21 protein-coding genes and 1 pseudogene are annotated in these 26,345 nt (G+C 43.5%); 15 read left to right on the top strand and 7 right to left on the bottom strand.

Going from position 1 to position 26,345, the window contains the following annotated elements; genetic code table 11:
* Positions 1–204 precede the first annotated feature (204 nt).
* The 11 genes from ACQY69_RS04570 to ACQY69_RS04520 all read left to right on the top strand — a co-directional run bounded on the left by ACQY69_RS04570 (position 205) and on the right by ACQY69_RS04520 (position 15,970).
* Positions 205–1,842 carry a helix-turn-helix transcriptional regulator gene (locus ACQY69_RS04570; RefSeq protein WP_428259009.1) on the top strand — a complete coding sequence of 546 codons (1,638 nt, stop codon included), beginning with the start codon at positions 205–207 and terminating at the stop codon, positions 1,840–1,842.
* 240 nt (positions 1,843–2,082) lie between these two features.
* Positions 2,083–3,516 (top strand): M28 family peptidase, encoded by a 1,434-nt coding sequence (locus ACQY69_RS04565; RefSeq protein WP_428259007.1) that lies wholly within the window; start codon positions 2,083–2,085, stop codon positions 3,514–3,516.
* A gap of 4 nt (positions 3,517–3,520) precedes the next feature.
* Positions 3,521–4,747 (top strand): MFS transporter, encoded by a 1,227-nt coding sequence (locus ACQY69_RS04560; RefSeq protein ID WP_147594603.1) that lies wholly within the window; start codon positions 3,521–3,523, stop codon positions 4,745–4,747.
* Positions 4,748–4,788: 41 nt separating this feature from the next.
* Complete coding sequence (locus tag ACQY69_RS04555) at positions 4,789–6,294, top strand: FAD-dependent oxidoreductase (protein ID WP_428259004.1); 1,506 nt, start codon at positions 4,789–4,791, stop codon at positions 6,292–6,294.
* Positions 6,295–6,321: 27 nt separating this feature from the next.
* Positions 6,322–7,941, top strand: a complete 1,620-nt coding sequence (locus tag ACQY69_RS04550) for a C45 family autoproteolytic acyltransferase/hydolase (RefSeq protein ID WP_428259002.1) — start codon at positions 6,322–6,324, stop codon at positions 7,939–7,941.
* 27 nt (positions 7,942–7,968) lie between these two features.
* Positions 7,969–10,032: a M28 family peptidase gene (locus tag ACQY69_RS04545; protein ID WP_428259000.1), complete on the top strand. Its 2,064-nt coding sequence runs from the start codon at positions 7,969–7,971 to the stop codon at positions 10,030–10,032.
* Between the two features lie 3 nt (positions 10,033–10,035).
* The gene (locus ACQY69_RS04540) at positions 10,036–11,349 is read left to right on the top strand and encodes a saccharopine dehydrogenase family protein (RefSeq protein ID WP_428258999.1); all 1,314 of its coding nucleotides are present in this window, start codon (positions 10,036–10,038) and stop codon (positions 11,347–11,349) included.
* 78 nt (positions 11,350–11,427) lie between these two features.
* Positions 11,428–11,865, top strand: a complete 438-nt coding sequence (gene tnpA, locus ACQY69_RS04535) for an IS200/IS605 family transposase (protein WP_428261014.1) — start codon at positions 11,428–11,430, stop codon at positions 11,863–11,865.
* A gap of 146 nt (positions 11,866–12,011) precedes the next feature.
* On the top strand, positions 12,012–13,256 hold the full coding sequence (locus ACQY69_RS04530) for an IS256 family transposase (RefSeq protein ID WP_428258997.1): 1,245 nt from the start codon (positions 12,012–12,014) through the stop codon (positions 13,254–13,256).
* 188 nt (positions 13,257–13,444) lie between these two features.
* The gene (locus ACQY69_RS04525; RefSeq protein WP_428258995.1) at positions 13,445–14,386 is read left to right on the top strand and encodes a DDE-type integrase/transposase/recombinase; all 942 of its coding nucleotides are present in this window, start codon (positions 13,445–13,447) and stop codon (positions 14,384–14,386) included.
* Positions 14,387–14,587: 201 nt separating this feature from the next.
* Positions 14,588–15,970 carry an IS3 family transposase gene (locus ACQY69_RS04520; protein ID WP_428258994.1) on the top strand — a complete coding sequence of 461 codons (1,383 nt, stop codon included), beginning with the start codon at positions 14,588–14,590 and terminating at the stop codon, positions 15,968–15,970.
* A gap of 151 nt (positions 15,971–16,121) precedes the next feature.
* Here ACQY69_RS04520 and ACQY69_RS04515 read toward each other — a convergent pair whose 3' ends face one another.
* The gene (locus ACQY69_RS04515) at positions 16,122–16,340 is read right to left on the bottom strand and encodes a hypothetical protein (protein ID WP_147593393.1); all 219 of its coding nucleotides are present in this window, start codon (positions 16,338–16,340) and stop codon (positions 16,122–16,124) included.
* 519 nt (positions 16,341–16,859) lie between these two features.
* Between ACQY69_RS04515 and ACQY69_RS04510 the strand changes: the two genes are divergently transcribed.
* Genes ACQY69_RS04510 through ACQY69_RS04500 form a run of 3 tightly spaced genes read left to right on the top strand, consistent with a single transcriptional unit; the run spans position 16,860 to position 18,097 of the window.
* The gene (locus ACQY69_RS04510; RefSeq protein WP_072524275.1) at positions 16,860–17,192 is read left to right on the top strand and encodes a transposase; all 333 of its coding nucleotides are present in this window, start codon (positions 16,860–16,862) and stop codon (positions 17,190–17,192) included.
* A complete protein-coding gene (locus ACQY69_RS04505; protein WP_428258992.1) occupies positions 17,189–17,905 on the top strand; it encodes an IS3 family transposase in 717 nt (238 codons plus the stop codon). The genes ACQY69_RS04510 and ACQY69_RS04505 overlap by 4 nt, the downstream gene beginning before the upstream one ends.
* Positions 17,906–17,911: 6 nt before the next feature.
* Positions 17,912–18,097, top strand: coding sequence for a hypothetical protein (locus ACQY69_RS04500; RefSeq protein ID WP_428258991.1), 186 nt, complete (start codon positions 17,912–17,914; stop codon positions 18,095–18,097).
* Between the two features lie 280 nt (positions 18,098–18,377).
* Here ACQY69_RS04500 and ACQY69_RS04495 read toward each other — a convergent pair.
* The 3 genes and pseudogenes from ACQY69_RS04495 to ACQY69_RS04485 all read right to left on the bottom strand — a co-directional run.
* Positions 18,378–18,488 (bottom strand): annotated as a pseudogene (locus ACQY69_RS04495) (helix-turn-helix domain-containing protein); the annotation flags it as partial.
* A gap of 186 nt (positions 18,489–18,674) precedes the next feature.
* On the bottom strand, positions 18,675–19,073 hold the full coding sequence (locus ACQY69_RS04490) for a putative toxin-antitoxin system toxin component, PIN family (RefSeq protein ID WP_428258989.1): 399 nt from the start codon (positions 19,071–19,073) through the stop codon (positions 18,675–18,677).
* Between the two features lies 1 nt (position 19,074).
* Positions 19,075–19,332: an AbrB/MazE/SpoVT family DNA-binding domain-containing protein gene (locus ACQY69_RS04485; protein WP_428258987.1), complete on the bottom strand. Its 258-nt coding sequence runs from the start codon at positions 19,330–19,332 to the stop codon at positions 19,075–19,077.
* Between the two features lie 315 nt (positions 19,333–19,647).
* On the opposite strand from ACQY69_RS04485, the gene ACQY69_RS04480 reads away from it, so the two are divergent.
* Positions 19,648–21,294, top strand: coding sequence for a right-handed parallel beta-helix repeat-containing protein (locus tag ACQY69_RS04480; protein ID WP_428258986.1), 1,647 nt, complete (start codon positions 19,648–19,650; stop codon positions 21,292–21,294).
* Positions 21,295–21,462: 168 nt separating this feature from the next.
* Here the strand turns inward: ACQY69_RS04480 and ACQY69_RS04475 are convergent, their stop codons facing one another.
* From ACQY69_RS04475 to ACQY69_RS04465, 3 genes are all read right to left on the bottom strand, one after another.
* Complete coding sequence (locus ACQY69_RS04475) at positions 21,463–23,187, bottom strand: [FeFe] hydrogenase, group A (protein WP_428258984.1); 1,725 nt, start codon at positions 23,185–23,187, stop codon at positions 21,463–21,465.
* Positions 23,181–25,034: an NAD(P)-binding protein gene (locus ACQY69_RS04470; RefSeq protein WP_428258982.1), complete on the bottom strand. Its 1,854-nt coding sequence runs from the start codon at positions 25,032–25,034 to the stop codon at positions 23,181–23,183. Before ACQY69_RS04470 ends, ACQY69_RS04475 begins: the two co-directional genes overlap by 7 nt.
* A gap of 356 nt (positions 25,035–25,390) precedes the next feature.
* On the bottom strand, positions 25,391–26,263 hold the full coding sequence (locus tag ACQY69_RS04465; protein WP_428258980.1) for a LysR family transcriptional regulator: 873 nt from the start codon (positions 26,261–26,263) through the stop codon (positions 25,391–25,393).
* Between the last annotated feature and the right edge of the window lie 82 nt (positions 26,264–26,345).

Raw genomic sequence — 26,345 nt, 5'->3', positions numbered from 1 at the left:
ATGTAACTTAATGATATAATCTTATAAATTAAAACAGCGAGTGGGGTACGGACAAAATTTCGGGCTGTCTATATGGCGATGTCGGGGTTTAAATGTATCCCATTTTCGTATTTTCAAAATAATAAAGTCCGTATTTTGATTTTAATGAATAACTATGGTATCATTTATATAAACAGAATTTCAATACAGGTGTTGGTAGATGTAATGATAGAAAAGTTATTTACAATCGGAATAAGGAACACGGAGCAGACCTTTAATTGGTATGATACGTTAGAGCTGTTTTTTGTAGTAAGAGGCGAAGTCGATCTGATATCCAATAATAATACTGTGCATATGTCGAGAGGACATATACAGGTTGTTAATACTGAAGATGTTCATGCTCTGGAAAACAAAACAGAGGATCTGTTGTATATACAGCTTTCCATAAGTATGGAGGCTTTTGATCAGTATATTCCCGATATATCAATAGTTTGTTTTAAATGTGATTCCGAGGAGGATGCAATTTCAGAGGAAATCAAAAACTATATCGCACAGATGGTGAGGATGCTTTTTGAATATAAGGAAAACGGGTATCTCAAAAGCGAGACGGAGCAGACGCTTATTTATTATTGTGTAGAGATTCTCAGCGATATGAAAATGAGATTTAATTATGGAAGATATGAAATGGAAAATGCCTCGGAGAAGGAACTGGAAAAAATAGATCAGATTCGAAAGGTGGTAGACTATCTGTTTGATAACGGTAAAAATAAAATCACATTGAAGGACGCCGCAGATCATATTTTTGTCGGCACCTCGACATTTAAAAAGCTTATGAAGGAATACGGTGGCGGCTCATTTGAAAAGCTGCTGTCATCCATAAGGGCGGAAATGTCGCTGAAATACCTGCTAGACAGTAATATGAGCATTACGAATATCGCATATGAGTGCGGATTTTCCGCACCTAGATATTATTACAGCGCTTTTGAAAAGAAATATCAGTGCTCTCCGGTAGAGTATCGTGAACGAAACAGGAAGTATTTCATAAAAGAGAAAAAAAGCAATGCTATATGTTTTACCTGTGACGAGGAAATAAAAATCAGCGATATAATTGAGCTTTTACGGCCCTACAGTGAATTTAAAGCTGATAGTGAACTGAATCGGAATATTATAAATATAGATATATCTGCCAAGCGCAGTCACAAAAGTAAATTTCCAAAGGTGGATAATGTGCTGATATGTGAAGAGGATGATGTATACAGGTTGGATTTTACTGAGGAACTCGCTTTGTGCAGAAAAACACTTGGAATAAGGAAACTGCGGATAATAGGCAGCAATTCTCGTCTCTGCGCAAACATAGAAAAGAATGTTTCATATCTTGGGATAACGGTATCAGATACATGGCAGAAAAAGGAGGAGAGTGAAAGAAACGTACTTCTTTCAGAACTGTTTGGCAGGCATGGTGAAAAGAAGCCTTTGTATTATATCTATGAACTGTTTAACAGGATAGAGCAGCCTTTTACAAGATTGAACCCTAACTGTATTCTTCACGATAAAGGCGGCAATTTGAATATCACGGCTTTCAATATTGACAACGGTGATGAAAAACTGTTATATAAATTTGATATATCCGGTCTGGAGGACGGAGATGATTACATATGTATAAAAACAGAAGCACCGAAGCTGACAGAGGCTGTTAAAAATCTGATTGCAGATGAAACAAAAAAACTGGATCGCGAAATAGTAAAGGAACTGGCAAAGCCCAGTATCGAATATGATGTGTATAAAATGGGAATTCCTTTTATCATAGATGTGGCAGTGGAAAACAATTCCTTTGTAAATATTGAAATAATAAGAATTCGATAAGTGAGAATTAAATAACTGCGTGTTTAAAATCTGGAGGTTTTACACGCGGTTATTTTTGTGTATAATTAGCTACTCAGATATGTACATTTAGCTAAAAAAACAACCGCAAGGAGGAATACGTAATTGGGGTTTTGATTAAAAGTAATTTTCGTCAAAGAAAAGGATACTATTTGTAAATGAATGAAGTTTCATATAAGTATAAAATCAAAATGAAGAAATAAGAAACGGAGAATTCGACAAATGAACAGTATCGAAAGGCAAAAACCTTCCAGAGAAGATATGATGACATGGATAAAAGGCTTTACAAAATGGCCGCACAGACTGACAGGGACTAAAGAAGGACGTGAATCCGCAGAGTATGTAAAAGATGTTTTTGATGAGCTCGGACTCAATGACGTGGAGATAGAAAGTGTACCGTCGGTATGCCGTGAAACATCGATATGTGAGCTGAATATTAACGGGGAAAATATAGACTGCTGTCTTGCCAACGGAACGAACCGCGGAGCTGAAACAGGCGAGTTTAATTCAGAGGTAAAGGATGCGGATGTAGTTTATATGGGCAAAGGCTTGGAAGAGGATTTTGAAGAAATTGATGTAATGGGAAAAATAGTTGTTTGCGATGTATATTTCCTGCCGAATGATCAGCGTGGGTTTATAGAAAAGTTTGCAGATATGAAGGTTTATGATCCTCATAATAAATTCAACAGAAAAATGAAGCAGTATAATATTTATTCGCCAAATAACTGGCCGTTTAATTACCTGCGAGCTAAAAATGCCGGCGCTTCGGGGTTCATAGGCATACTTCACGATTTTATGGATTGCCATTATTTTCATGAGGATTATACGGACATAGTAAATGTGGGCGGATATATGGAACTTCCGGCCCTGTGGGTGTCAAAAAAAGACGGAGAGAAACTGAAGGCAGCTGTGAAAAGCAATGTCGTATCAAAGGGATCCCTGCATGTAAAAACGGTATATGAATTAAAAGAAGCTCTTAATGTCAAAGGGATAATCAGAGGTATGTCCGATGACATAATAGTGGTGCATTCGCATCATGATGCTATATGCAGAGGTGCAGTACAGGATGCCAGCGGCATGTCGGTGGTTTTTTCTCTTGCGAAATATTTTGCCGCCCGTCCAAAGGAAGAAATTAAAACCACATTGATGTTTCTTTCCACAGACAGTCACTATACGGACTACGAAGGGCATGTAGGATTCATAAACAAGAGAATTAAAAATAATGAAAACCTGATTCTGGATTTTGCTGTGGAGCATATAGGGAAAGCTATGGAATTGGGCGATGACAACGAAATCGTTCTGCACGACGAATCAGAATCAAGAATAGTGTATGTTACCGATGTATACGGTCTTCCGGAAATCGTGTATGATGCAGTCAGAAAACACGGACTGGAAAAAACAATGGTATTACCTGTACATCACAAATCTGAGGGCGAGTACAAATCAGGCGATGTATGCTCCGATGCTTACGATTTTAATGCCAGGGGTATTCCGGTAGTAAGTATCGTATCGACACCAATGTATCTGTTTCATGACAGCGATGATGTGGATAAGGTGCATCAGGAGTCTCTTGAGCCTGTGGCGGACATGTATCTGGAACTGATTTATAAGGTATGGGATATATATAGTAAAGATACAGATAAGGAATGGAGGTAATATTTTGTCAAAGGAAGGTAATTACAGAGGCTGGGTGATTGTAGCAGTATCATTCCTTATATTAATGTTTATTTTTGCAACATGTATAAGCTGTATGGGAGTATATCTTAAACCGGTAACCGATGAATTCGGGATATCGAGGACGGATTTTTCGCTCATAACGACAATGCAGGCATTTGCAATGATATTATCTTCGTTGTTTGCAGGGAAGCTGCTTGAAAAATACAATATCAAAATACTGATGATGATAGGTGTCCTTTGCTGCAGTGTATGTTTGTTCATATATGCCATAGCGCCGTCTATAGTGTATTTTTATGCAGCGTCTGTATTGATGGGAATATCGATTTCCATGACCTGCAATATACCGATTTCGATAGTTATTAAGGACTGGTTCAGAAATAAGAACGAGGGAACCGCGTTAGGCATTGCTTTTGTCGGAAGCGGCTTTGGGGCTATGATACTTAATCCGCTCTATACATATATAATAGAAAATTTCGGGTGGAGATATTCATTTGCTTTCGGCGGAGCCTGCGTGCTTGTTATTCTGACTCCGCTGGTGTTGATTTTCATGAAAAGAAATCAACAGAGTACAGCTGCGGAGGAAGTGAAATGTCGAGAAACAGACAATGTGGCCTTGGAAAACGACTTTACTCTTGGAGAAGCATTTAAAAAGCCGCAGACATGGGCGGTATTTATTGCATATACTATTTTACCCTTTGTAGCTATGGCAATATTGAATCATGGGGTTCCGTTTATGACGGATAATGGAATGTCGTCTGAGAAAGCAGCCATGATAATATCATATGCGTCAGGTGTGCTGATTATAGGAAAAATAGCAGTAGGTATGCTTTACGATAAACTAGGGGTATATAAGACGAATCTTATAGAAGCGGTACTGTTTCTGGTGTGCTTCATTGCATTTTGGATGAACGGGTTGTTTGATTCACCGATATTGATGGTATTGTTTATTGTGCTTTATGGTTTGGGAATTCCTTTCGCTACGATTTCAATACAGATGGTGTTGCCGCTCATGTACGGAAAATCTCATTTCGGTACGTTAATGGGAATGTTCAGTATAGGAAATGGTCTTGCGGGAATGCTGCAGGTGGTTATCAGTATGATATATGATAAAACCGGCAGTTATACAGCGGCATGGATAATGTTGACAGCGCTTTGTGTTTTAGTAATTTTCATTTTAGCTATATGCGTTAGACCACAGAGAAAATCATGAACGGGTATACAATGATAAAGATAAATAGGAAAGGAGTGGTTATGAGTAAGAAAGTATACGAAGCATACGCTGTTGTTGTAGGCGGCGGGGCGGCAGGCAGTGTCGCTGCGTATAAGCTGGCGAAGGAAGGAAAGAATGTTATACTATTGGAGAAGGGAAGCAGTTTCAGGTCGTCAAATTTTGCGAGACTAAGCGGATTTATGGGGTGCGAGACAGATTTTCAGAAAACAAAAGGAATAACGATAGCGAACAAGAAAAACCTGTATAACCGCATGACATCATGGGCAAAGGGTCAGATCAATCCAAAGCTAATAAACGTATTACTTGACAGCAGCGCTGAAGCCGAGAGGATTCTTACCGACATGGGTTTTACATTTTCGGCTTATGCAGACTGGGTAGATATGGAAAACAAAGAAAAGTATTTGAATGATATGATGTGGAGCCCGCTGCATCTTATAAACGAATACGGTAAGGATCGCGCAGAGGTTTTAGAGAAGGCGCTGAAAAGAGTCGGAGTAAATATCATGTTCGGCTGCAGCGGAAAAGAGCTGATACTTGAAGACGGCAGAGTGGTCGGAATAAAGGCTGCTACAAAATCCGGAGGCGAGGTGGAAATAAAAACAACAGCGGTATTTTTGGCTACAGGCGGGTTTGGAAATAATAAGGAAATGATGAAAGAACTTTTCAAAGGAGCTCCCTTATGTAATCTGGGATCCCCCAATAATACAGGCGACGGCATAAAGATGGCCGCTGCGGCGGGAGGAATTCTGGACACTTCATTCGGACTTACATGTAATGAAGTATGTGGAGCAAGTCTGAAGCACAGAGAGTATATGTTTGATCAGGATTTTCGTATGGATAATGATAATCTGGGTTTTGCCACATACGGAGGGCTCATGGTGGATTCGGAAGGAGAGAGGTTCTTCAATGAAGAGCTTATGGCAACGATTCCGCTGGCAACAGCCGCTTATCCGACTGTAAATATAGGCAATGTGTATGTAGTCATGGATGGCGAATATTATGACGGATGCTGTGAAGAAGGCATATACAAGTATCTGGGAGAGCCGGACTGGGATTTTGGAAGTCATATGTTCGTACCGGTACTTGATAAAGCCAAGGAACAGTTTGCTCAGGCAGAGCAGGAGGGCTGGGGATTTAAGGCCGATACGCTTTCCGGGATAGCGGAGCATTTTGGGCTTAAGAACCTTGAAAAAACCGTAGCCAGATATAATGAGATGTGCAGAAACGGGGAAGATACTGAACACTTCAAATCTCCGATGTTTATGAGAGAAATAAAAGAGGGCAAAGGCTATTACGCCTTTGAATATGCAGGGAGTTACTGGTGTACACTTGGCGGAGTAAAAACAGATGCCAAATTACGAGTGCTCGATGTGAATAAAAAACCGATAACAGGAGTATATGCTGGCGGAGCTGAAATGGGAAGCGCCTTCGGAGATACATATTATGACATATGCGCTACATGTGCGGGATTATCTGTAGCGTCAGGTGTAGTAGCAGCAAATTCTATAATGTCATATGAAAGATAGATAAGAACTTTTGAGGAGGATAGAAAAGTGTATGAGAATATGAAAGAACTCAGAGAAAAAGTAGCACACCTTTACGGAGGGGAAAATGAAACTATCGCCCCACCTGTCCAGACGACAAAGGGGATACCTCAAATTCTGGTTTTGAGAGGAAACAATCATGAAATGGGTCGTCAATACGGTGAAAAGCTGGCTTTTAAGATACATGCTCTGATCACGGTGCTTAAAGCAGCTCTTTATCAAACAAACGGAGAGGAAACCGCAACTAAAGATCTCAAGACGCAGGCTTTCATGGCAGATAAATACGATCCTACCTTCAGAGAGTGGTGTGAGGGCATAGTAGAGGGCTGTGTCAACAAAGGTGTTGAAATCACATATCTTGACGTTATTATGATGGCAGTATACCCGTCTGTAAGATGGGCAAGAGCGGAGGGACCTTATCCAGAGGAGCTGGGATTTGATAATGATGCACCGGCATGTGATACTCCAAAAACGTACTGCAACGGATTGGCTGTGGCGGCAGATGCTACAAAGGATGGAAAGCCATTGGTAGGAGTCAGCGGTTCTGGTTCTGATGAGACTCCCGACAGAGTCATAATTATTGCTTATCCTGAAGAAGGACCTAATTATGTGGCTTTCGGAACAATAGGAAAGCCGCACTGTCAAACGGGATTGAACAGCTATGGCTTTGGCTGGGCAATGACTATGCAGTTTAACAGACCTGACTGTGACTGGGGAATAGACACGAATATAATATATCATCATCTTGTACAGTGCTGCAAAACCAAAGAGGAAGCTATCGAGTGGCTGAGAGAAGTACCGAAGTTCGGCGCTGTAGGGAATTATCTTATGACGGATAAAAGCGGTGAGGTCTGTGTTGTCGAGTCCAACTGCGACCATTTTAATATAAGATATCCGGGAGATGCCGGTGAAAGAGGAAATTATGTAGTAGTTACAAACCACTTTGCCGGAAAAGACGGGGATAAATACAATCTGCCTGTATGGGAGGAATATATCGATGAATCCAGAGACAGATTTGCAACGATATCGGAATTCCTGGCGCTTGGTGTGGAAAATAACGAGGTGGATATAGATTATATTCATAAAATCATTCGCTCCGACGACAGATTTGATGCGAAGACAAAGGAGTGGCGTTACAATGATGCCGGTTCCAGAAGAGGATACAATCTGACAGAATACACTCATCAGGCATTTATCTCACCTGCTGATATGACGGCTTATTTCATGCAGGGAAATGGGAGCGGGACAGGCGTTCCTGCAGGTTCTATGGGTGAGTTTGTGAAGCTTCCTTTGATGGATGATCCTAATGATATCTGTGAAGCCATGAAAATGGAAACTTTCTTTGTATTTTATTATAGAGCAAGAGACACATACAGGAGAGTACTTAATGCAAGCGAAGTGCTGCAGAAGGATTTTGCAAGCCAGGTGGCATTTGAAAGCATGCTGGACAATGCATACACTGCATATGAAAAGGCTGTCAACAGATCATCATATGCATATATGAGTAAATATGAAGGAGGTTCTGAGGAAGAATATCTGAGCCTTATCAGCGAAGCATTGTCATATCTTGCGGAATCTCAGCTTTACTCCAAGAGAATGGTAACACAGCTCGAGTATTACGAAAATTAAGGACTTTTCTTTTTCAGGAGGTTTGGAATGGAAAATTATTTACAGAAGGTAGACTCGGATTATGGATTCTCTGTTGCAAAAAAACTGATAAGCTTCAGGAACACTGAAAAAGGATTCAGACTTGCGGGAACCCGGGCGGAAAATGAGGCTGCGGACTGGATTGCGGAAGAAATGAAAAGTATAGGCCTGCAGGAGGTAACAAAAGAAAGCCTGCGTGCGGATTCATGGGATTTCAGAGAGGCGACCGTCACGGTGTTATCTCCGAACAAAAGTGAGTCTATGGAGGTTTGTTCCTTTCCATTTTTGGAAGGCACCGCGCCGGAGGGAATCACCGGAGAAGTAGTGTATGTCGGTGATGGTACCAGAGGCAATTATCAGGGAATAGATGTAAAGGACAAAATCGTATTGATAGATACGGATGCGTATTATACATATTGGTATAACTCTATTTTCAGTCAGGCCGAGGAGCGGGGCGCTAAGGCTGTTATCGCTACGGTAATGGACAGAGGGCCGGGCACGTATACAGATGATATTATTTCGGTGCAGGATGTTATGGGCGTTGTCAATATTCCCGCGGTTATGATGACTAAAAGGGATGGAGATAAACTTCGCACGATGTTGAAGGAAGGAAAGCATATAACAGTTAATATAAAAGCAGATATCAGACTTACCGAAAACGCGGAAGCCCATTACGTACATGGGAAAATTATCGGCAGGAATCCAAACAGATATATATTGGTCTGCGGACATTACGACGCTTACTGGGACGGCTTTCAGGATAACGCGACATCTTTGGGAGCACAGATGACCATAGCAAAGGCTATGATAGATTCAGGATACAAGCCGGAAAGCACTTTTGTATTTATAACAAATGGTGCGGAGGAGTGTGGTATAAAGGATACGTACTTTGATTTTGCTACCGGTGCGGCGGCTATCGCAAAACAGCATCCTGAGTGGATATCAAATATGGCGCTTTTTAATAATTTCGAAAATCCGGCAATAGACCAGACGGACAAATTCAAGGTGGCGATTACAGGCAGCTATAAAAAGGCTTTTGACAGCGTATTGAGTAAGCTGGAACTGGATAATGGTCATGCGGTTTTTCCGACAAGGATAGTCGGCTCTGACGACGGTATTTTTAATAAGGCCGGAGCACCTACATATATGAGGATAAGCGCATCCTTTGGAGAGGAAAACCCTGAGGCTATGGAAAATTACGACCATACCCAATATGATAACGTAGACCGTTATGAACCGGAGGTTTTTGATTTCAATAACAGGATACACGGAATCATCGATATGTCGTTTGACAGTATGCCGGTATTGCCGTTTGATTTTACCTGGGATGTGGAAAACTATATGAATTTCATGGATGAAAATATCGCTGAAAGCCTGTATCCTGCTTATCCGGAGTTGAAAGTGCTTTTGGAATCCATCAATGAAAAGGCGGTAAAATGCTACAATAGGGCTATAGAAGTCAATAGATTGACCGAACGTATAAAAGCCATTGGTATCGATAAGGAAAGCTTGAGTGGTGTTTATGATCAGGCGTGGGAACAAAGCCGGATACTCTTGAAAATTAACAGGAATATACACAAAGAGATCTATAAATTCGGTCCTTTCAGCAATGTGATAATAGGGTATGTACAGCCGTATGAATATGTCAGGGTATTGGATGCATTAGCGGAAGAACTTAAATCCGGCAGCCCGGCAGCCGCGTTTACAGAACTTTGTGAACTGGATAATAATTTCCTGATTGAAGATTTTGATAAGCGTGTTTATGAAAAGGTTGCGATAGAGGCATTTGACTCATCGATACCGGAAAGCTGGGGTTACGGAGAAACTCTGCCGTTCCCGGATCTTTACGACGTTGTTACAGCAATCGAGTATAAAAAGAATAGTGGAGAGACGAACTTCAGCGGTGAAATACTTGAAGTTAAGGCAATACGTGATTCTCAGCACGATATATTGAAAAAAACCATGGATAGGGAAAAGGAGGCTTTTTATGACGTAGCGAAATTGCTGGATACAATAGATTTCGAAAGTATAATATCCATAGAAAAAAAGATCATTGAAGAAACGGAGAAATAATTTATGAGTAAAAAAATTTTGGTGCTTGGAACAGGTGCACAGGGAACAACAGTAGCAAAGAGACTGGATCTGGAACCAAACGTAGAAAAAATCATTTGTGCAGACTATGACGAAGCAGCAGCTAAAGAGCTGGCAGCAGGACTGAATAAGGCAGAAGGTTACTTCTGTAATGCATCTGACAAAGCACAGATCACACCACTGCTCGAAGGATGCGACCTGGTAGTAAACGCACTGCCACTGGCATTCGGTAAAAACGTAATCGACGCAGCACTGGAAGCAAAAGTTAACTATCAGGACTTTGCTGCTCCGGAAGGATTTGAAGATACATGGGAAAAATGTATGTACAGACTGCTGGGCGAATACAATGAAAAATTCAAAGAAGCAGGAATCCTGGGTATCATGGGAACAGGCTCCGCACCGGGAACAATGTGCGTTGTAGCTAGAGATACAATGAAAGACATCGACGAATGTGATACTATCAACATGATGGTTTACGAAGGCGTTGAAGCTAAGAGATTCCAGCCTTACTGGTGGTCTCCTGTAACAGCTTTAGCTGATATGGATGACCTGCCTGTTGCTTGGATTGACGGACAGATGGTTAACACTAGACCATTCTCCCTGCCAATCGAAAGAACTATCGACTATGTTGGATATCCAGTAAGATTCGTAGAACACGCACACGATGAACCTTTCTATGTAGGTATTAGAGCTGACGAACTGTTCAAAGGTTGCAAAAACGCTTTCTTCAAATACGGCGGAGTTGGTATCGAATTCGCTGAACCTTTAGCAAGAGCTGGACTGCTCAAGAGAGAACCAGTAGAAATCGATGGTCAGATGGTTAACACTCACAATGCTATTCTGAGCGCACTGCCACATCCACCTAGATTTGCACACGAAATTCAGGAAATTCTGGACGAAGGTTTAGTATCCGATACAGGAGCATTCGTAGTAGAAGCAATGGGTAAGAAAGACGGCAAAGATGTTCGTGTTGAATCTCACCTGTTTGCACCTGGAATGGTTGAATCCTTCGAAAAATTCGGAATTACTGGCGAACAGTATCTGACAGGACAGGGCGGATTCTTATTTACAAAACTGTTTGTAAATGACCAGCTGGATCAGACAGGATTCATCTCTTCCGCAGAACTGACAGAAGAAGCAAATGACAAGTATCTGGAATATGCAAAAGAGTTGGAAATCACAGTTGAAAGAAGAATCGTTTGGGATGACCCATACTTCAAAGAACAGGCTCCAGCTAAGGAATTCAAACCTTGGTGGGATGGCCCAACAATCACTCCTGTTGAACCATTAGAAGACTAATAATACATCTTTTGCAAACAGAAACAATTGAGTTGTTCTCCTTTTTTACTGGATATTGTTAATTGAAAAACAACAAAAATCAACACGGTTTGTCTATTATTGTGTAAATATCACATAGTGTTCTCTCCAAAGTATAGACGAAAAGTGATATACAATCAATATAGAGAAAGTTTACAGGATATCATAAGAACATTGTGCCGATATAAAGAGGTAGAAATCCTGGAAGGTCATATGATGAGCGATCATGTACACTTGGTGCTGAGCATTCCGCCTAAAATAAGTGTATCAAGTTTCATGGGATATCTAAAAGGAAAGAGCGCGCTGATGATGTTCGAAAGACATGCAAACTTAAAATACAAGTTTGGAAATCGACATTTCTGGGCGGAAGGATACTATGTCAGCACGGTCGGGCTGAATGAAGCGACAGTGCGTAAGTATGTTAGAGAGCAAGAAAAACATGATATGGCAGTTGATAAACTGAGTGTCAAAGAATATGAAGATCCATTTAAAAAATAATTGAACCCCTTTGAGGGGTAGCTAAAGAGGCAATGGCAATGTAGCTTGAACGAAGAGAAAGCTAGGAGAGTATGAAAAAAAGTCTGTAAAAAGTTGAAGCAAAATCCTTCTATGGTAAAATTAAATCAACCATAGGAGGATTTTTTATGGCAAACAGGAAGAAAGAAGTTTACAAAGTTAAACCATTAAATGAAAACAAGAAAAACATCATAGCTGCACTAATCGATGAATATAACATCGAGACAGCAGAAGACATCCAGGAAGCTCTCAAAGATCTTCTTGGAGGAGCATTAAAATCAATGATGGAAGCAGAAATGGATGAACATCTTGGATATGAAAGCTATGAGAGAAGCAACAATCCAAATTACCGAAATGGAACTAAAACAAAGACTGTAAGAGGAAATTTTGGCGAAATAGAACTCGCAGTACCACAGGACAGGGACAGTACATTTGAACCAAAGATTGTAAAGAAACGCCAAAAGGATATCTCAGATATAGATCAGAAAATCATAAGCATGTATGCAAGAGGACTGACAACAAGACAGATATCCGAACAGATAGAAGAACTGTATGGGTTCGAATGCAGCGAAGGATTCATCTCGGATGTAACGGATAAAATACTGCAGGATATCACAGATTGGCAGAACAGGCCACTTGACGATATATATCCGATCCTGTTCATAGATGCAGTGCACTTTTCAGTAAGAGAAGATCATATCATCAAGAAGCTTGCAGCATATGTGATTCTGGGAGTTACACTTGATGGCAGAAAAGATGTCATAAGCCTGCAGATCGGAGAGAATGAAAGCAGTAAATACTGGCTTGGAGTTTTGAATGACTTAAAAAATCGTGGAGTAAAAGATATCATGATAATTTGTGCCGATGGACTTACAGGAATCAAGGAAGCTATAAATACAGCTTTTCCTAAAACAGAATATCAACGCTGCATAGTTCACCAGGTACGAAATACGTTAAAATACGTTCCATACAAGGATAAGAAAGCTTTTGCCACAGACCTTAAGAGCATTTATCTTGCGCCTAACGAGCAGCAGGGACATGAGAATCTGGAGCGAGTGGCGGAGAAATGGAGTGAAAAATATCCAAATGCGCTGAAGAGCTGGGAACAGAATTGGGACGTTCTGACACCGATATACAAATTTTCTTCAGATGTAAGAAAAGTCATATATACTACTAATGCCATCGAGAGCCTGAACAGCACCTACAAAAAACTTAACCGTCAAAGATCCATATTTCCTAATGACACAGCCCTTTTAAAGGCTCTGTACCTGGCAACATTACAGGCTACTAAAAAATGGGGGCAGCCACTGAGAAACTGGGCAAAAGTATACGGGGAATTCAGCATAATGTATGAAGGCAGACTTCCGGACTGATCTGATTTTCTATTGATTACACAGCCTCTACAGGACCAGGCCGGATTATTTTACCAAAAAAAGTCAAGAAACCATAGAAATGATGTAATATGCTAAGACATATGTTACAGAAATAAATAAAAAAAGAGAGATACTTTGATACAATAGTTTTCGACCAAAAAAACAAGTATCAGTAAGGAGTATCTCTCATGAAAAGTATAACCGAAGAAATGAGATTTCGCCAGCGTTTATGTGAATATGCTTTAAAACATGGCGTAACAAAGGCTGCAAGGAGATATCATACCTACAGGCAGTTTGTATATAGACAACTGGAAAAGTACGATGGAAGCGTTCAGAGCCTTGCGCTGAGGTCTAGGAGGCCTCAGCGCAGCCCGAACGCGCATACGGAAGAAGAACTGAAGCTGATAAAGAACATGCTTAGGAGAAACGGGAGGTATGGTCTTGCAGAAGTATATGTAAGATGTCAAAGCAGAGGATATAGCCGAAGTTTTGAAAGTATGTGCAGACAGATAAGAAACAGGGGATACAGAAAAGTAGAGAGAAAGAAGAAAAGCTATACGAAATATGAGAACATGCAGGGGACATATCCGGGAGAGAAGGTGCAGGTAGATATCAAATATGTACCTCAGGAATGTATAAGGTTTCCATGTTACGGAGATAAGTATTATCAGATAACGGCGATAGATGAATATAGCCGGAAGCGAGTGCTGAAGATAGTAAAAGAGAAGAGCACATACGAGACAAAGGAATTCATAAAGAGCCTGAGAAAAAGAATGGGATTCAAGATAGAGACTATCCAGGTAGACAACGGACCGGAATTCGTAAATGACGATGATAAGACGGAAAAGGACAGTGCGTTTGAAAAAGCGGTAAAAAAGCTGAATATGGAGCTTAAGAGAACGAGACCGTATTCGCCATGGCAGAATGGGAAGGTAGAGAGAAGTCACAGAGAAGACGGGAAGATCCTGTATGGCAGAGAAGTATTCACAAGTGAGAAAGAGCTTAAGAAGAAAGTAGCGAGACACGAGAAGAAATATAACAGCACAGCAAAGACGGTATTGGACTTCAAAAGTCCCGATCAGGTAGTAGCAGAGTATTTCTCAAAGTGTAACAAATGTCTTGACAGTTAAGAAAAAGTCAAGAAACCATAGAAATGAGCTCTTGACTTTTGTTTTTGATTAAATTATATTGTGATTATCAATTCGAGGATAGCTGTCTTTGGCAGACCTCACATCTAAATTACCATAGAAGGATATTTTACAGAAATTATTTCACACACGGGGGTGCGGACAAAAACCTGGACACATATAGGGCTCTGAAAGGAGTAATTGATGTATTCAGAAGAACAGAGAATAAAGGCGTTACGTATGTATCATCGAATAGGTTCTGTTACAGATACGGTGCGCCGATTAGGTTATCCCAGCAGAGAACAGTTGCATGCCTGGATTCGTAACGATGGAAAGCCAAAGGAAAGACGAAAGAAGCTGAACCTAAAAAACACTACCGAACATCCTCGAAACCCTCCGGCGGAGTTTAAGATGGAAGCGCTTCGTCGTTGTTTTGAGAACGGAGAAAGTGTAAAATCAGTATCAGAGGAGGTTGGATACAGCCGAGCCAGCATATATATGTGGCGAAAGCGATATCTTCAAGGAGGTGCAGCTTCTCTGATGAATACGAAAAATATCAACCCTGAAAAATTACCGGACATGAATGAAAAGATATCTTCCGAAGAGGTCGAATCACTCAGAAAGCAGATGTATGAGCTTCAAATGGAAGTAGATATCTTGAAGGAGACAATCAACGTATTAAAAAAAGACCCCGGCGTCGACTGGAAGGACCTAAAGAACAGGGAGAAGGTAGCGGTGATCGACGCCATAAAGGAGAAGTATCCGCTACCGATTCTGCTTCGAAAGATGGGACTATCAAGAAGTAGTTACTACTATCAAATGAAGGCTCTTGCAAAAGAGGATAAGTATGAGCCTCTGCGAAATGAAGTTACCAGGCTATTCTTCGAAAACAAAGCCCGATATGGGTATCGCAGAATACATGCAGAACTAAAGAAGATTGGAATAAAGGTATCTGAAAAAGTCGTTCGCAGAGTAATGAAGGACGAAGGGCTTGAAGTAAAGATCCGAAAAACGAAGAAGTACAATTCGTATAAGGGAGAAATCAGTCCATCTGTTCCCAACGAAGTGCAAAGGAACTTTCATAGCGAGAATCCATATGAACTCCTTTTGTCGGATATCAGCGAGTTTGCTATCCCTGCAGGCAAGGTGTATCTGTCGCCGGCAGTGGACTGCTTTGATGGAATGCTAGTCACATGGCGAATAAGTGAACATCCAAATGCTGATCTCGTCAATGGCATGCTCGACGACGTGATTGCAAATATGGGCGAGAAATCAAAACCGATTATTCATACGGATCGAGGCTGTCACTATCGCTGGACAGGTTGGATCGAGAGGATGGAGACAAACGGATATACCAGGTCGATGTCACAGAAAGGATGCTCTCCAGATAATGCTGCTTGTGAAGGTTTGTTTGGACGAATAAAGAATGAGTTCTTCTACAATCAGGACTGGCAGGACGTGACCATAGAGGAATTCTCACATGAGTTAGACCTGTACCTTCGTTGGTACAATGAAAAAAGAATTAAGAAATCGTTAGGGTATCTGAGCCCTGTGGAGTACAGGCGATCTCTTGGATTAACTGCATAGGCTGTCCAAGAAAACGTCCGCACCCCCCACTCGAAAGCCTAGCGCCTTGAGACGCTAGCCTAGCAATCCATGGGCTTATAGCCCTAGAGCAAACCACCCTTTTTAAGGGTGGTCATGATTGCCTGTTTCGGGTCCTGAATCGCTTCGACTATCACTCCTGCTGCATCATCTGCTGCTCCATGATATCATCCCATTCGAAACCGCAGTTTCTGCATCTGGTCATATGCGATGAAAGAAATCCTGCACACCCGCAGCTGACTACAGCAGTCCCGTCCTCGACCTCTTGTTTTATCTCCGGTATTACAAGCGCTTTTGCCGGCACTACTTTAACGAGTTTTTCCGAACCACATCTGAAACATTTTTTAGCCATATCTTCACCTCCCCTTCTGACCTTTTATTTTTCCCGGTATCCGCCGCATCATGATCTGGCGTACCATCCTGAAGAATATATCTAAATTATACACGAAAACAGCATGCCGCGCTCTGATTTTTCTGAATTTTCCTGACGTAAAAACAGAAGGTTCTTCAGAAAAAGAGCTGAGAGATCTTCGGGGGCGTTAAGGCTTGTTATATGGAACAGAGATATGCATGAGAAAACTCAAAAGTGAATTTTTATACATTACTTTATGAGCACGGCCACTTGCGTATCCTCAACTGTCCGCGCATCGTCATGCATTCCGGTGATGGAGTGCAGGGATACTTTTTTCGTGCCTTTTTTCGACAAATCCGACAATACGCATTTTTGTATACACTTTATGCACTTTTTTGCATATGTGTTTGAAATTATTCCCTGTCTATAGTACCTGACTTCTGGTGTAGTATAAAAAAAGTTGACAGCTTATTCTCAAGGATTTCATAATAAAACCAAGAGAATAAGGAGGTATTCAAAGTGGCACGTAAATATGACCATGAATACAAAGTACAGGCAGTGAAACTTGCCAAAGAAATCGGCGGCGCTAAGGCTGCTAAAGAATTAGGAATCCCTGAAGGAACCATCCATACATGGCTGAAAGCTGTAAGAGCTGGTAAGCTGGATGTTGGGGAAGGTTCCCATACCCCTGCCAGTGCAATGAGCCTGTCAGAAGAAATTACCATGCTGCGTAAGCGGGTGAAGGAGCAGGATAAAGAAATCCGCCGCCTGAAGGAAGAAAATGAATTTCTGGAGGAAGCCAGCGCTTTTTTCGCCGCCAGCCGTCGGAAGTCAGCAAAAACCAGAGAATGATCTTTCTCGCTTTGAAAACAGAGGACGGCAGGATTACCGGAAAAATTTCATTTTATTGCCGGATGCTTGGTATCAGCCGGCAGGGCTTCTATAAATATCTCGCAAACAAAGACCGTCCATGGAAGTACCAGGATCTGGCGGATGCCATGAAAGAAATCATCAGTGAGGATGAATGTAACGATACTTATGGACGGATCCGGATGTATCAGGCGCTGTTGCTGAAGCAGCCGGAGGGCGTACATATACCCAGTGAACGGACCGTATACCGGGTTATGGATCAGATCGGCCTGAGCCATCGGCCAAAGAGAAAGCCGAATGGACTTACAAAGGCAGACCGGGAAGCCATGAAATCGGATGATCTGTTGAAGCGGGATTTCCATTCAGATGCCCCATTAGAAAAATGTATTACAGATATCACGGAGATCCCGGCGCGCAATGGGAAACTGTATGTATCTGCGATTTTCGACTGCTTTGATCTTAGCGTCCTCGGTCTGTCAATGGGGACAAACATGAAAGCAGATCTGTGTATCCAAACACTGGAAAATGCCCTGACTGCATATCCCGCATTGGAAGGAGCGATCATCCACAGTGACCGTGGGACACAGTATACCAGTGAGTCTTACCGCCAGACCATCCGGGAGCACCACATCCACCAAAGCATGAACAGTGCAGGAGGACGCTGCCATGATAATGCACGCTGTGAGAGTATGTGAGCCAGAATGAAGACAGAGCTCCTTTATGACCGCTATGACACAAGGCAGATGGAAGTAGAAGAACTAAAGGTACTTATCTGGAGATACTTCCTCAGCTACTGGAACAACCGGAGGATCTGCTCTGCCAATGGCGGCCTTCCTCCCATGGTAAAACGCAGGCAGTACTATGAGGCTTTGGAGGTGGCTGCATAGTCAGTGATATCCTTGAGAAAAATGTGTCAACTAATCTTGACAATATCACCAGCGGCAACGGTATTTTCACGGCAACGCCGACAGAGCGTATAACACACTACACTTTGCTTCGCAAAGTCGTGTGCCAAATGGGGCGTTGCCCCCTTTGGAACCCCCCCCCACAAGAAAAGGCGATATACTACCCCTCCACGGGGCGCATATCGCCTTTTCTTGTTATCCAGCCCTCCGGCTGTATCGGTTGAGCAAAAGTCAGCGTGGGAATGGTGTGGTATCTTTATCTAAGTGATACCCCATGTTCCCATTTTGAAACTGTTTGCCGCACAACATTCAGTTTGACAGCAAGTCCCTGTTGTGAAAGTCCTTTTGAGTCTATATCATGAAATCGATACAAAACAAGGAGATGATATAATATGATCCGTTATTATAAATGCTAAAGTTTATAGAGAAGTTTTCATATGAAGAACGATATTTTCAGGACAGCAATAAACAATACAAAAAAAGGGGCAGCGGATTGCCGTCCCTTGAAAGGTTATATTCGTAAATATACAGCTTTTCGGCTGATTCACCGTTGGTAAAGTCAAGATTTCACACCTTCATTTTCGAGAAACTGTGCAACGGTCATACATTTCGGACGCTCCATGTCCAGAGTTAAAAAATCTTTGTCTCCGGTGAGGATAATATCCACATCTGATACGATAGCAGCATTTAAGATCGGCTGGTCTTTTGCGTCACGTATCAACTTTTCCGGGTGGTCTACCGCAGGAATCAACTCATAGGACATCTCTGTCAACAGCACTTCGGCATCCGGGAGATACTTTGGCGCTTTCCGTTCGAGAATATCCCGTAATTCCACGATATTGCGGTCACACAAAACGATTTCGTGATTGTCTGCAATGTAGAGTAGAGCTTGCGCCGGTTTGGAATGGGGAAAGACCAATGCGGAAAACAGAATGTTTGTATCTACCAATATACGCATCTTAGCGTTCCTTTCCATACCGTGTTTCGTCTACAAGCGCCTGAATATCATCTTCGCTGGATACGTTCAGTGCCTCAGCAGCTCCGGCAAAAGCGACCTGAGCTTTTTGGATTGCCGCAGCGGAGGCATTGCTGACAACGATCTCTCCATTCTGTTTTTGCAGGAACAGGATTTTATCGCCGGACTTCAGCCCAAGCTGTCGCCTGATTTCTATCGGCACAGTAATTTGACCATTTGCAGAGATTTTTGCCAGGTTCATATAACTCACCCTTTCTATTCTTTAGAATTCAAGTTTTCTTTATATGTTTGTATTATATCCCACGTGCCGGAGAAAGTAAACTCGTTCAACAAAAGAGTTGGCCGTTTATGGACTTTTTTGTTTTTGAAAAAAATCTGTATTTTTCTGCCGGATGAGACCTCGCCCCTGCAACAGTTTGAGGCTGCCGATGGCGACCGAATTCTTGACACGGGGGGGGGGTATACATATTTAATTCCCTTAAAGCGTAGTTTTTACGAGTGGGTTTTATATGCAATAAAATCTGTTCATCAAGTATGAAAGCGAGAGGTGCATCAAATGAGAGGAAAAAGAAGATGGGGTGCCCTGCTGGCATCGGTGATGATGGTGCTGACGATGATCCCGGCAGTGGCCTTTGCGGATGTTGACGCCAGTCAGGTGGATCCTGATAAAGGGTATGAGGGCACAGAGCTGCCTGCCGCCCCTGAAATGAATGGGGATGTATGGACTGTAACGCCGGAAAATGCTCAATATACATTGGATGGCGCATACGGATCCATCGATGGAAAGACGATACATTTCAGCTCAGGGGAATATACGGATGTTCTCGTTATAAACAGGGCGACAAAGTACGTCGGGAGCAACACGCTTTATTATAATATGACGTATAGTACAGAAGAAGGTTGGGTAAAAAACGAAACCGCATGTAACTTGACTGACCTGACAAGTAATATTCGCACATATGAACGAACGGTCAGTAATGTGACATTTACAGCTGATAATGACGTGGTGCTTCCTGGGTTTTCAACGACCTCCGGGCATATCTACGGCAGCGAAAGTGCCTCCGCATATGATTATGTCATAGAAAAAACTCTGCCAGGGACTGCCGGAAGCTATCATGCCGAATGCCTGCTTTCCAATATAACGTTTGACGGTTTGACCATAAAGGACAATGTTGCCGTAGGCGATTATTACAGCGGTGGCGGCGATACTGCCGTCGATGGGCTGCATTTTATCGGCTGTACATTCCAGGGCGATGAAAGCAGGATGGCGACTAATGGATATACTGCAATAAGGATGATGGCGGACAGCAAGTATTTTAAGGATATCGAAGTCACCGACTGCAATTTCTCCGATTACTTCCAGGGCGTGTATGTTCAGGGAACCGACGGTCTGACAGTAAGCAACAGTGTTTTTGACAATACGACGCATAACGCAATCGCGGTACAGAGCGGGAACAATTCAAGCGTCAGGGGCGAAATATCGATAACGGAGAACATAATCAAGAGAGCAAATGACAGAGCGATAAGATTTGGAGATGTAGATTCCGGTACGACTGCCGTGGTCAACAACAATGTGATGATAGATTCAGGGGACAGCGAGGGAGAGTTGATCAAGGCGCAAACCATAGTCGAGAACGCTACTTTCGATCTTGAATACAATTACTGGGACGGGAAAGAGGTGACAACAGCGGTACCTGATGGAAATATTGCCAGACCTGTTACTACCGGAATCGTTTCAGGAGTCTTTCCTGAGGAGGTGACGGAATATCTGTCGCAGGACGCAGTTGTTGCAGCAAGCTTTACCAGCAACGGAGAGACGAAATATCTTGTCGGTCCGGATGCGGTGAATGAAGCCCTGGGATCAGCTTCATCGGGCGATGTGCTGACGATATTGTCGATATCGGAGGAAACGACATTTACTGAGGATGTGGCGGAAGGTGTGACGATCATCAATAATGGCGGATCTCAGATAACAGTCGGTGGAGTAGAGATCCCTGCCAATGAGCAGGTAACCATTGGGGAGGAAGAAATGACGACTACCGAACCGTCGAATCAGGGGAATCAGGAAGGAACGGCCAAACCCGACAAGACTGCGCAGACCGGTGACGATACCGATCTTGCTCTGATGGCAGGTATCCTTGCACTTGCGGCAGCAGGAGCGGCAGGAGTATTATTGTACGACAGGAAGAGACGGGAAAACTAAAAGCTTAAAAAGATTGCAAACCTTATTTTTTCGAAATGATGGCTGCGCATTGGAGATGTACAAGCAACCGGCGGCCAGATGAAAATCCCTCGCGTCGGCTTTTTCCGATGCGAGGGATTCGTTTAATGGCGCGCGCGCCCGGCGAGCGCATTTCACAAAGCTGCGGTTTTATTCGATTTCCCATGCAGACAGATCTGTGTGCAGCAGCTGGTGGGATCTCTCTGAAAGAGGTTCCTTTAAAAATTCTTTGTATGAGAGGAGGACTGCCGGATTTTCATGGGAGAAGCGTATATCGGAAGCGCGGTCTATCCCGTAAAGGATCTTTCCGCGTTCGTCGCCCAGCTCTTCTCTTTCGTGTATCGGCTGACCGCCTCCGCCGGAGCATCCGCCGGGACATGCCATGACTTCGACGAAATCATAGCTTACAGATCCCTTTTTTATGGCGGTGATGAGATCCTCAGTGTTCTTGAGCCCGCTTACTATGGCGATATTGACAGCGGTGCCTTCGATTTCAAATGTATATGACCTCCATCTCTTATCGCTGCGAACGCTTTTGAAGGCGTCCGGTTCGGGGTTCCTTTTCGTGATCAGGTAATAAGCGCTGCGCAGCGCGGCCTCCATAACTCCGCCGCTGGTCCCGAAGATCACGCCGGCTCCGCTTCCTTCGCCGAACATATCGTCAAATTTATCTTCCTCCAGAGCTTCGGCTTTTATTCTGTCAGAACGTATCATGCGTGACAACTCCCTTGTTGTCAATACGACATCTACATCTTTACCGTGTCCCGCATCGTTGATCTGCTCGACATCGCATTCGAATTTTTTGGAAACACATGGCATGATGGAAACGCAGAAGATCTTGTCCGGATCGACACCGATATTGTGGGCGATATATGTTTTTGCCATTGCTCCAAACATCTGCTGCGGTGATTTTGCCGTGGAAAGGTTGGGGATCAGTTCGGGATGTCTGGCTTTGACAAAGCGCAGCCATCCAGGGCAGCAGGAGGTGAACATAGGCCATTTGTAAGAGCCTTTGTTTTCAAAACGCTCGATGAACTCGCTTCCTTCCTCCATGATAGTGAGATCCGCAGAAAAAACAGTATCAAATATATAGTCGAAACCTACCTGGCGCAATGCGTTTACCAGTTTGCCGGTAGTGCTTTCTTCATGGCTCATACCGATGCTTTCTCCCCACGCCGTTCTTACTGCGGGCGCGATCTGGACCATAGTGACGATATCCGGATCAGCTATCGCGTCGAAAACTCTGTCAACATCATTTCGTTCGCGGAGGGCGCCTACCGGGCAGTGAGTGATGCACTGTCCGCATAAGGAGCAGTCCTGATCTTTTATCGACGTATTGCCGCTTACGTCTACAGTGGTACGGAATCCGCTGCCGGTAACGTTCCATACGTGTAAGTTCTGCACCTTGTCACAGATCTGTATACATCTCATACACTTGACGCATTTGGAAGCTTCGCGGATAAGAGGAAAGGATTTATCCCAGCGATTGTGTTCGGCTATCATTTTATAAGGCAGATCCAGAACTCCCAGGTCGTTGGCAAGCGACTGCAGGGTACAGTTCCCGCTGCGTACACATGTGGCGCATTTTTCATCGTGATCCGATAAGATGAGCTGTACGTTCGTTTTTCTCGTAGCGCGGACTTTTGGACTGTTTGTGTACAGTACCATGCCCTCTTCGGCAGGAGTATTGCAGGCGGTGATCAGCTTATCCATACCCTCAAGCTCAACGACACAGACGCGGCATGCGCCTATGTCGTTTATCCCCTTCCAATAGCAAAGATGCGGGATGTCTATGCCGATTTTCTGCGCGGCGTCCATGATGGTAGTACCTTCAGGCACGCTGACCGTTTGATCGTTTATTGTAAGTTTTACCATTTTTCTGACCTTCCTCCCCTAAAAGAACCAAAACCATAATAATCACATCGCAGGCACCTTGAAGCCTCCTGCTGGGCTTCTTCATCGTTCATGCCCTGCTCGATGGCGAGAAAATCCCGACCTCGTTCTCTGGCGTAACGCAGACGCAGTTCAGTCCTGCCGCAAGGTTTTTTGTCGGCGATCCGAGGTTCCGGGATGGAGATATCTACTTTTATTTCATGGTGATATCCGAGGAAATTATCGATGTTCGCAGCGGCTACCTTTCCTGCCGCGATGGCATTGATGACCGTTGAAGGACCGGTTACACAATCTCCTCCGGCAAATACTCCGTCCATATTCGTGACCTGGCCGAAACTGTTTACGGACAGTGTATGCCCTTTTTCGAGAGGAACTCCCCATTTTTCAAAGATATGGGATTCGATGTCCTGTCCTATCGCTGATATGATGATCTGACATGGTATGCATTCTTCTTCAGCATTGGCATCGACGGGGCGAGGGCGGCCTGAATTGTCGGCCTCACCTGCGATCTGTGATTTGACCCACAGGGCTTTGACGTTCCCTTCTCTGGTGGCCTCTATCCTGGAAGGAGCTCTCAGCTGAAGAAGGTCGCAGCCTTCGGCGATGGCGCCTTCGATTTCTTCGTCCAGCGCAGTCATATCACTTCTTCTTCGTCTGTAGACTATCGTGACTTCGGAAGCGCCGAGACGTTTAGCTGTTCTGGCGACATCCATGGCTACATTACCGCCTCCTATTATGGCAACGGATCTGTTGTTGAAATCAGGCATGGAGTCGTCGCCTATCCCACGGAGCATTTCCACTGCGGGGATGACGCCTTTGGAGAATTCTCCTTCTATTCCCATTTCTTTATAGGTATGAGCTCCTATGCTTATGTAGATAGCGTCGTATTCATTGCGGATAGCCTGGATATTTTCCTCGTCGGCAACGTCATAATCCGTATGTACTTTTACGCCGGTCGAGAGGATAAGATCGATCTCTTCCTGCAATCTGGTTCTCGGAAGGCGGTAGTTTGGAATGCCGTACCGCAGCATCCCACCCAGCTGGCTCCGCTTTTCAAATATAGTCACGTCATGGCCCATGATCGACAGGAAGTAAGCGGCAGACAGTCCGCTTGGACCGCCGCCTATGACAGCTACGCGTTTACCTGTGTCGTCCATTTTTTCAGGTATGTCCACCTGGGTGCAGTGATCTACAGCGTATCGCTTAAGTCCGCGTATGTTTACAGGCGCGTCGATGAGATTTCGCCGGCATCTCGCTTCACATGGATGTTCACAGATAAGAGCGCATACTGTAGGGAAAGGGTTGTCTTTGCGGATGAGGTTGACCGCATCGTTGTAACGGCCTTCTAAAACCAATGCGCTGTATCCCGGTATATCTACATTGGCAGGGCAGAGAGCGACACAAGGCACAGGCTGTTTGCCTTTCTGTATTTCTTCAGTACAGCGGTTTCTGACGGCATGTTCTTCATAGTCGTCACGGAATCCGTCCAGCCCTTTGAGTATCATATTTGCCGCTTCTGTGCCGATCGCGCAATCGGCGGAATTTCTGATGGCCAGAGCAGTGTTCTCTATCAGATCGAGGGTGGCCAGAGAAGTATCTGTGCTGAGATCCAGAAGATCGTCGATGAGATTCAGCAGTTGGCCGATCCCGACTCTGCATGGCACGCATTTCCCGCAGGTCTGTGCGTGACATAGCTTGAGAAATGATGCTGCCATATCTACGGGACACTGCCCGGGAGGGCTTGCGATGATACGGCGTTCAAGATCCTTGTAAAGCCCTTCGACTACCATTTGGGCTCTGTCTTTTGTTTGAAACTCTAATCTGCTCATTGAAGCTCCTTTCCATGTGAATTTTAATAATTTGAATTTTAAAACTATTCTATATTTGATAAATGGATTTGTAAAGAGATTTTTGTTAATTAAATATTTATCAAGGCAAGAAATGCGGGATGAAAAGGGCGAAGAAAGCGCATTTATAAACATGAACAACAAAAATGTATTTTTTTGTGTACATTCTTGGGATGGGAAGAAAATTGTATAGAAAAAAGAACGTTAAAAGCTTAACCGTTCCTAAAGGAAGAGCTGTGTATCCGGAAAGGGAAGACGGCGGGCTGTCGCAGCCGTCTCCTTCATAGGAAGTCAGCATGAGCGCGCATGGAATATTGGACACCTGATAAAAATACAGTTTATTTTCTGCATTGCTTGATTTTCCCATAAAATGCTTTTGCTGCCGGAGAAAAGGTCTGATATTTTTTTGTGACGATATATAGTCCTACGGACAGTTCAGGGGTGATCGGTCTGAAGGCGAGGTTGCGGCCGCTTGTATTTACTAATCTGTCAAAACAGAGAGCGTATCCGACGCCATGCTCTACCAGGAAAGTCGCGTTGTAGATCAGATTATAAGTCGCGACTACGTTCAACGCGTCTTCTCCGAACCAATCGAGATCCTGATTTCCGGAAAATGTTTGATCGGCGAGGATCATAGGCAGCGTTTTCAACTGATCTATGTTGATGGTTTCCTGCTTTGCGAGCTCGCAGTCTCCAGGCATCAACAGACCGTAAATATCCTTTTGATGCAGATTCAGGTAATCATATTTTTCCTGGCGCATGGGGCCGAGGAGCAGACCCATATCGGAAAGCCCTTTATCGATCCGATCCATGATGGCATCGGCATCTCCGCTGTATGTGTGGAGCTTTACCTCCGGGTATTGTTCATGAAATTCTGCCATCATACCGGCGATGGTATCCATAGCTACCGTTTCACCGCAGCCGATAAAGATATCCCCACTCAGATTTTCCGTATCGGTATGGAGCGCAGTTTCTGTGTTTTCAAGGAGTTTCATGATCTCATGAGCACGGTTGCGTAAAAATATACCGTCTTCCGTCAATGTTACCTTCCGCTTTCCACGGATGAAGAGCTGCTTTCCCAGCTGCTTTTCCAGATCCATCATCTGTCGTGAAAGCGTGGACTGAGAAATAAACAATTCCTGGGCCGCTTTGGTGATGTTCTGTTCGCGGGCGACGGCGAGAAAATAATGGAGAAGTCTTGTTTCTATCATATTTGTCACTTCCTTTTATCCTGGAATACTGTCAGTATATGGTCAGTATATCACATCTTTATCATTCCTGAAAGCGATGATA

The organism is Gallibacter sp. Marseille-QA0791 (genome assembly GCF_965119705.1).
Lineage (GTDB): Bacteria > Bacillota > Clostridia > Peptostreptococcales > Anaerovoracaceae > Lentihominibacter > Lentihominibacter excrementipullorum.
The sequence above is the reverse complement of the archived record's forward strand: the minus strand, read 5'-3'. Positions and strand labels throughout refer to the sequence as shown.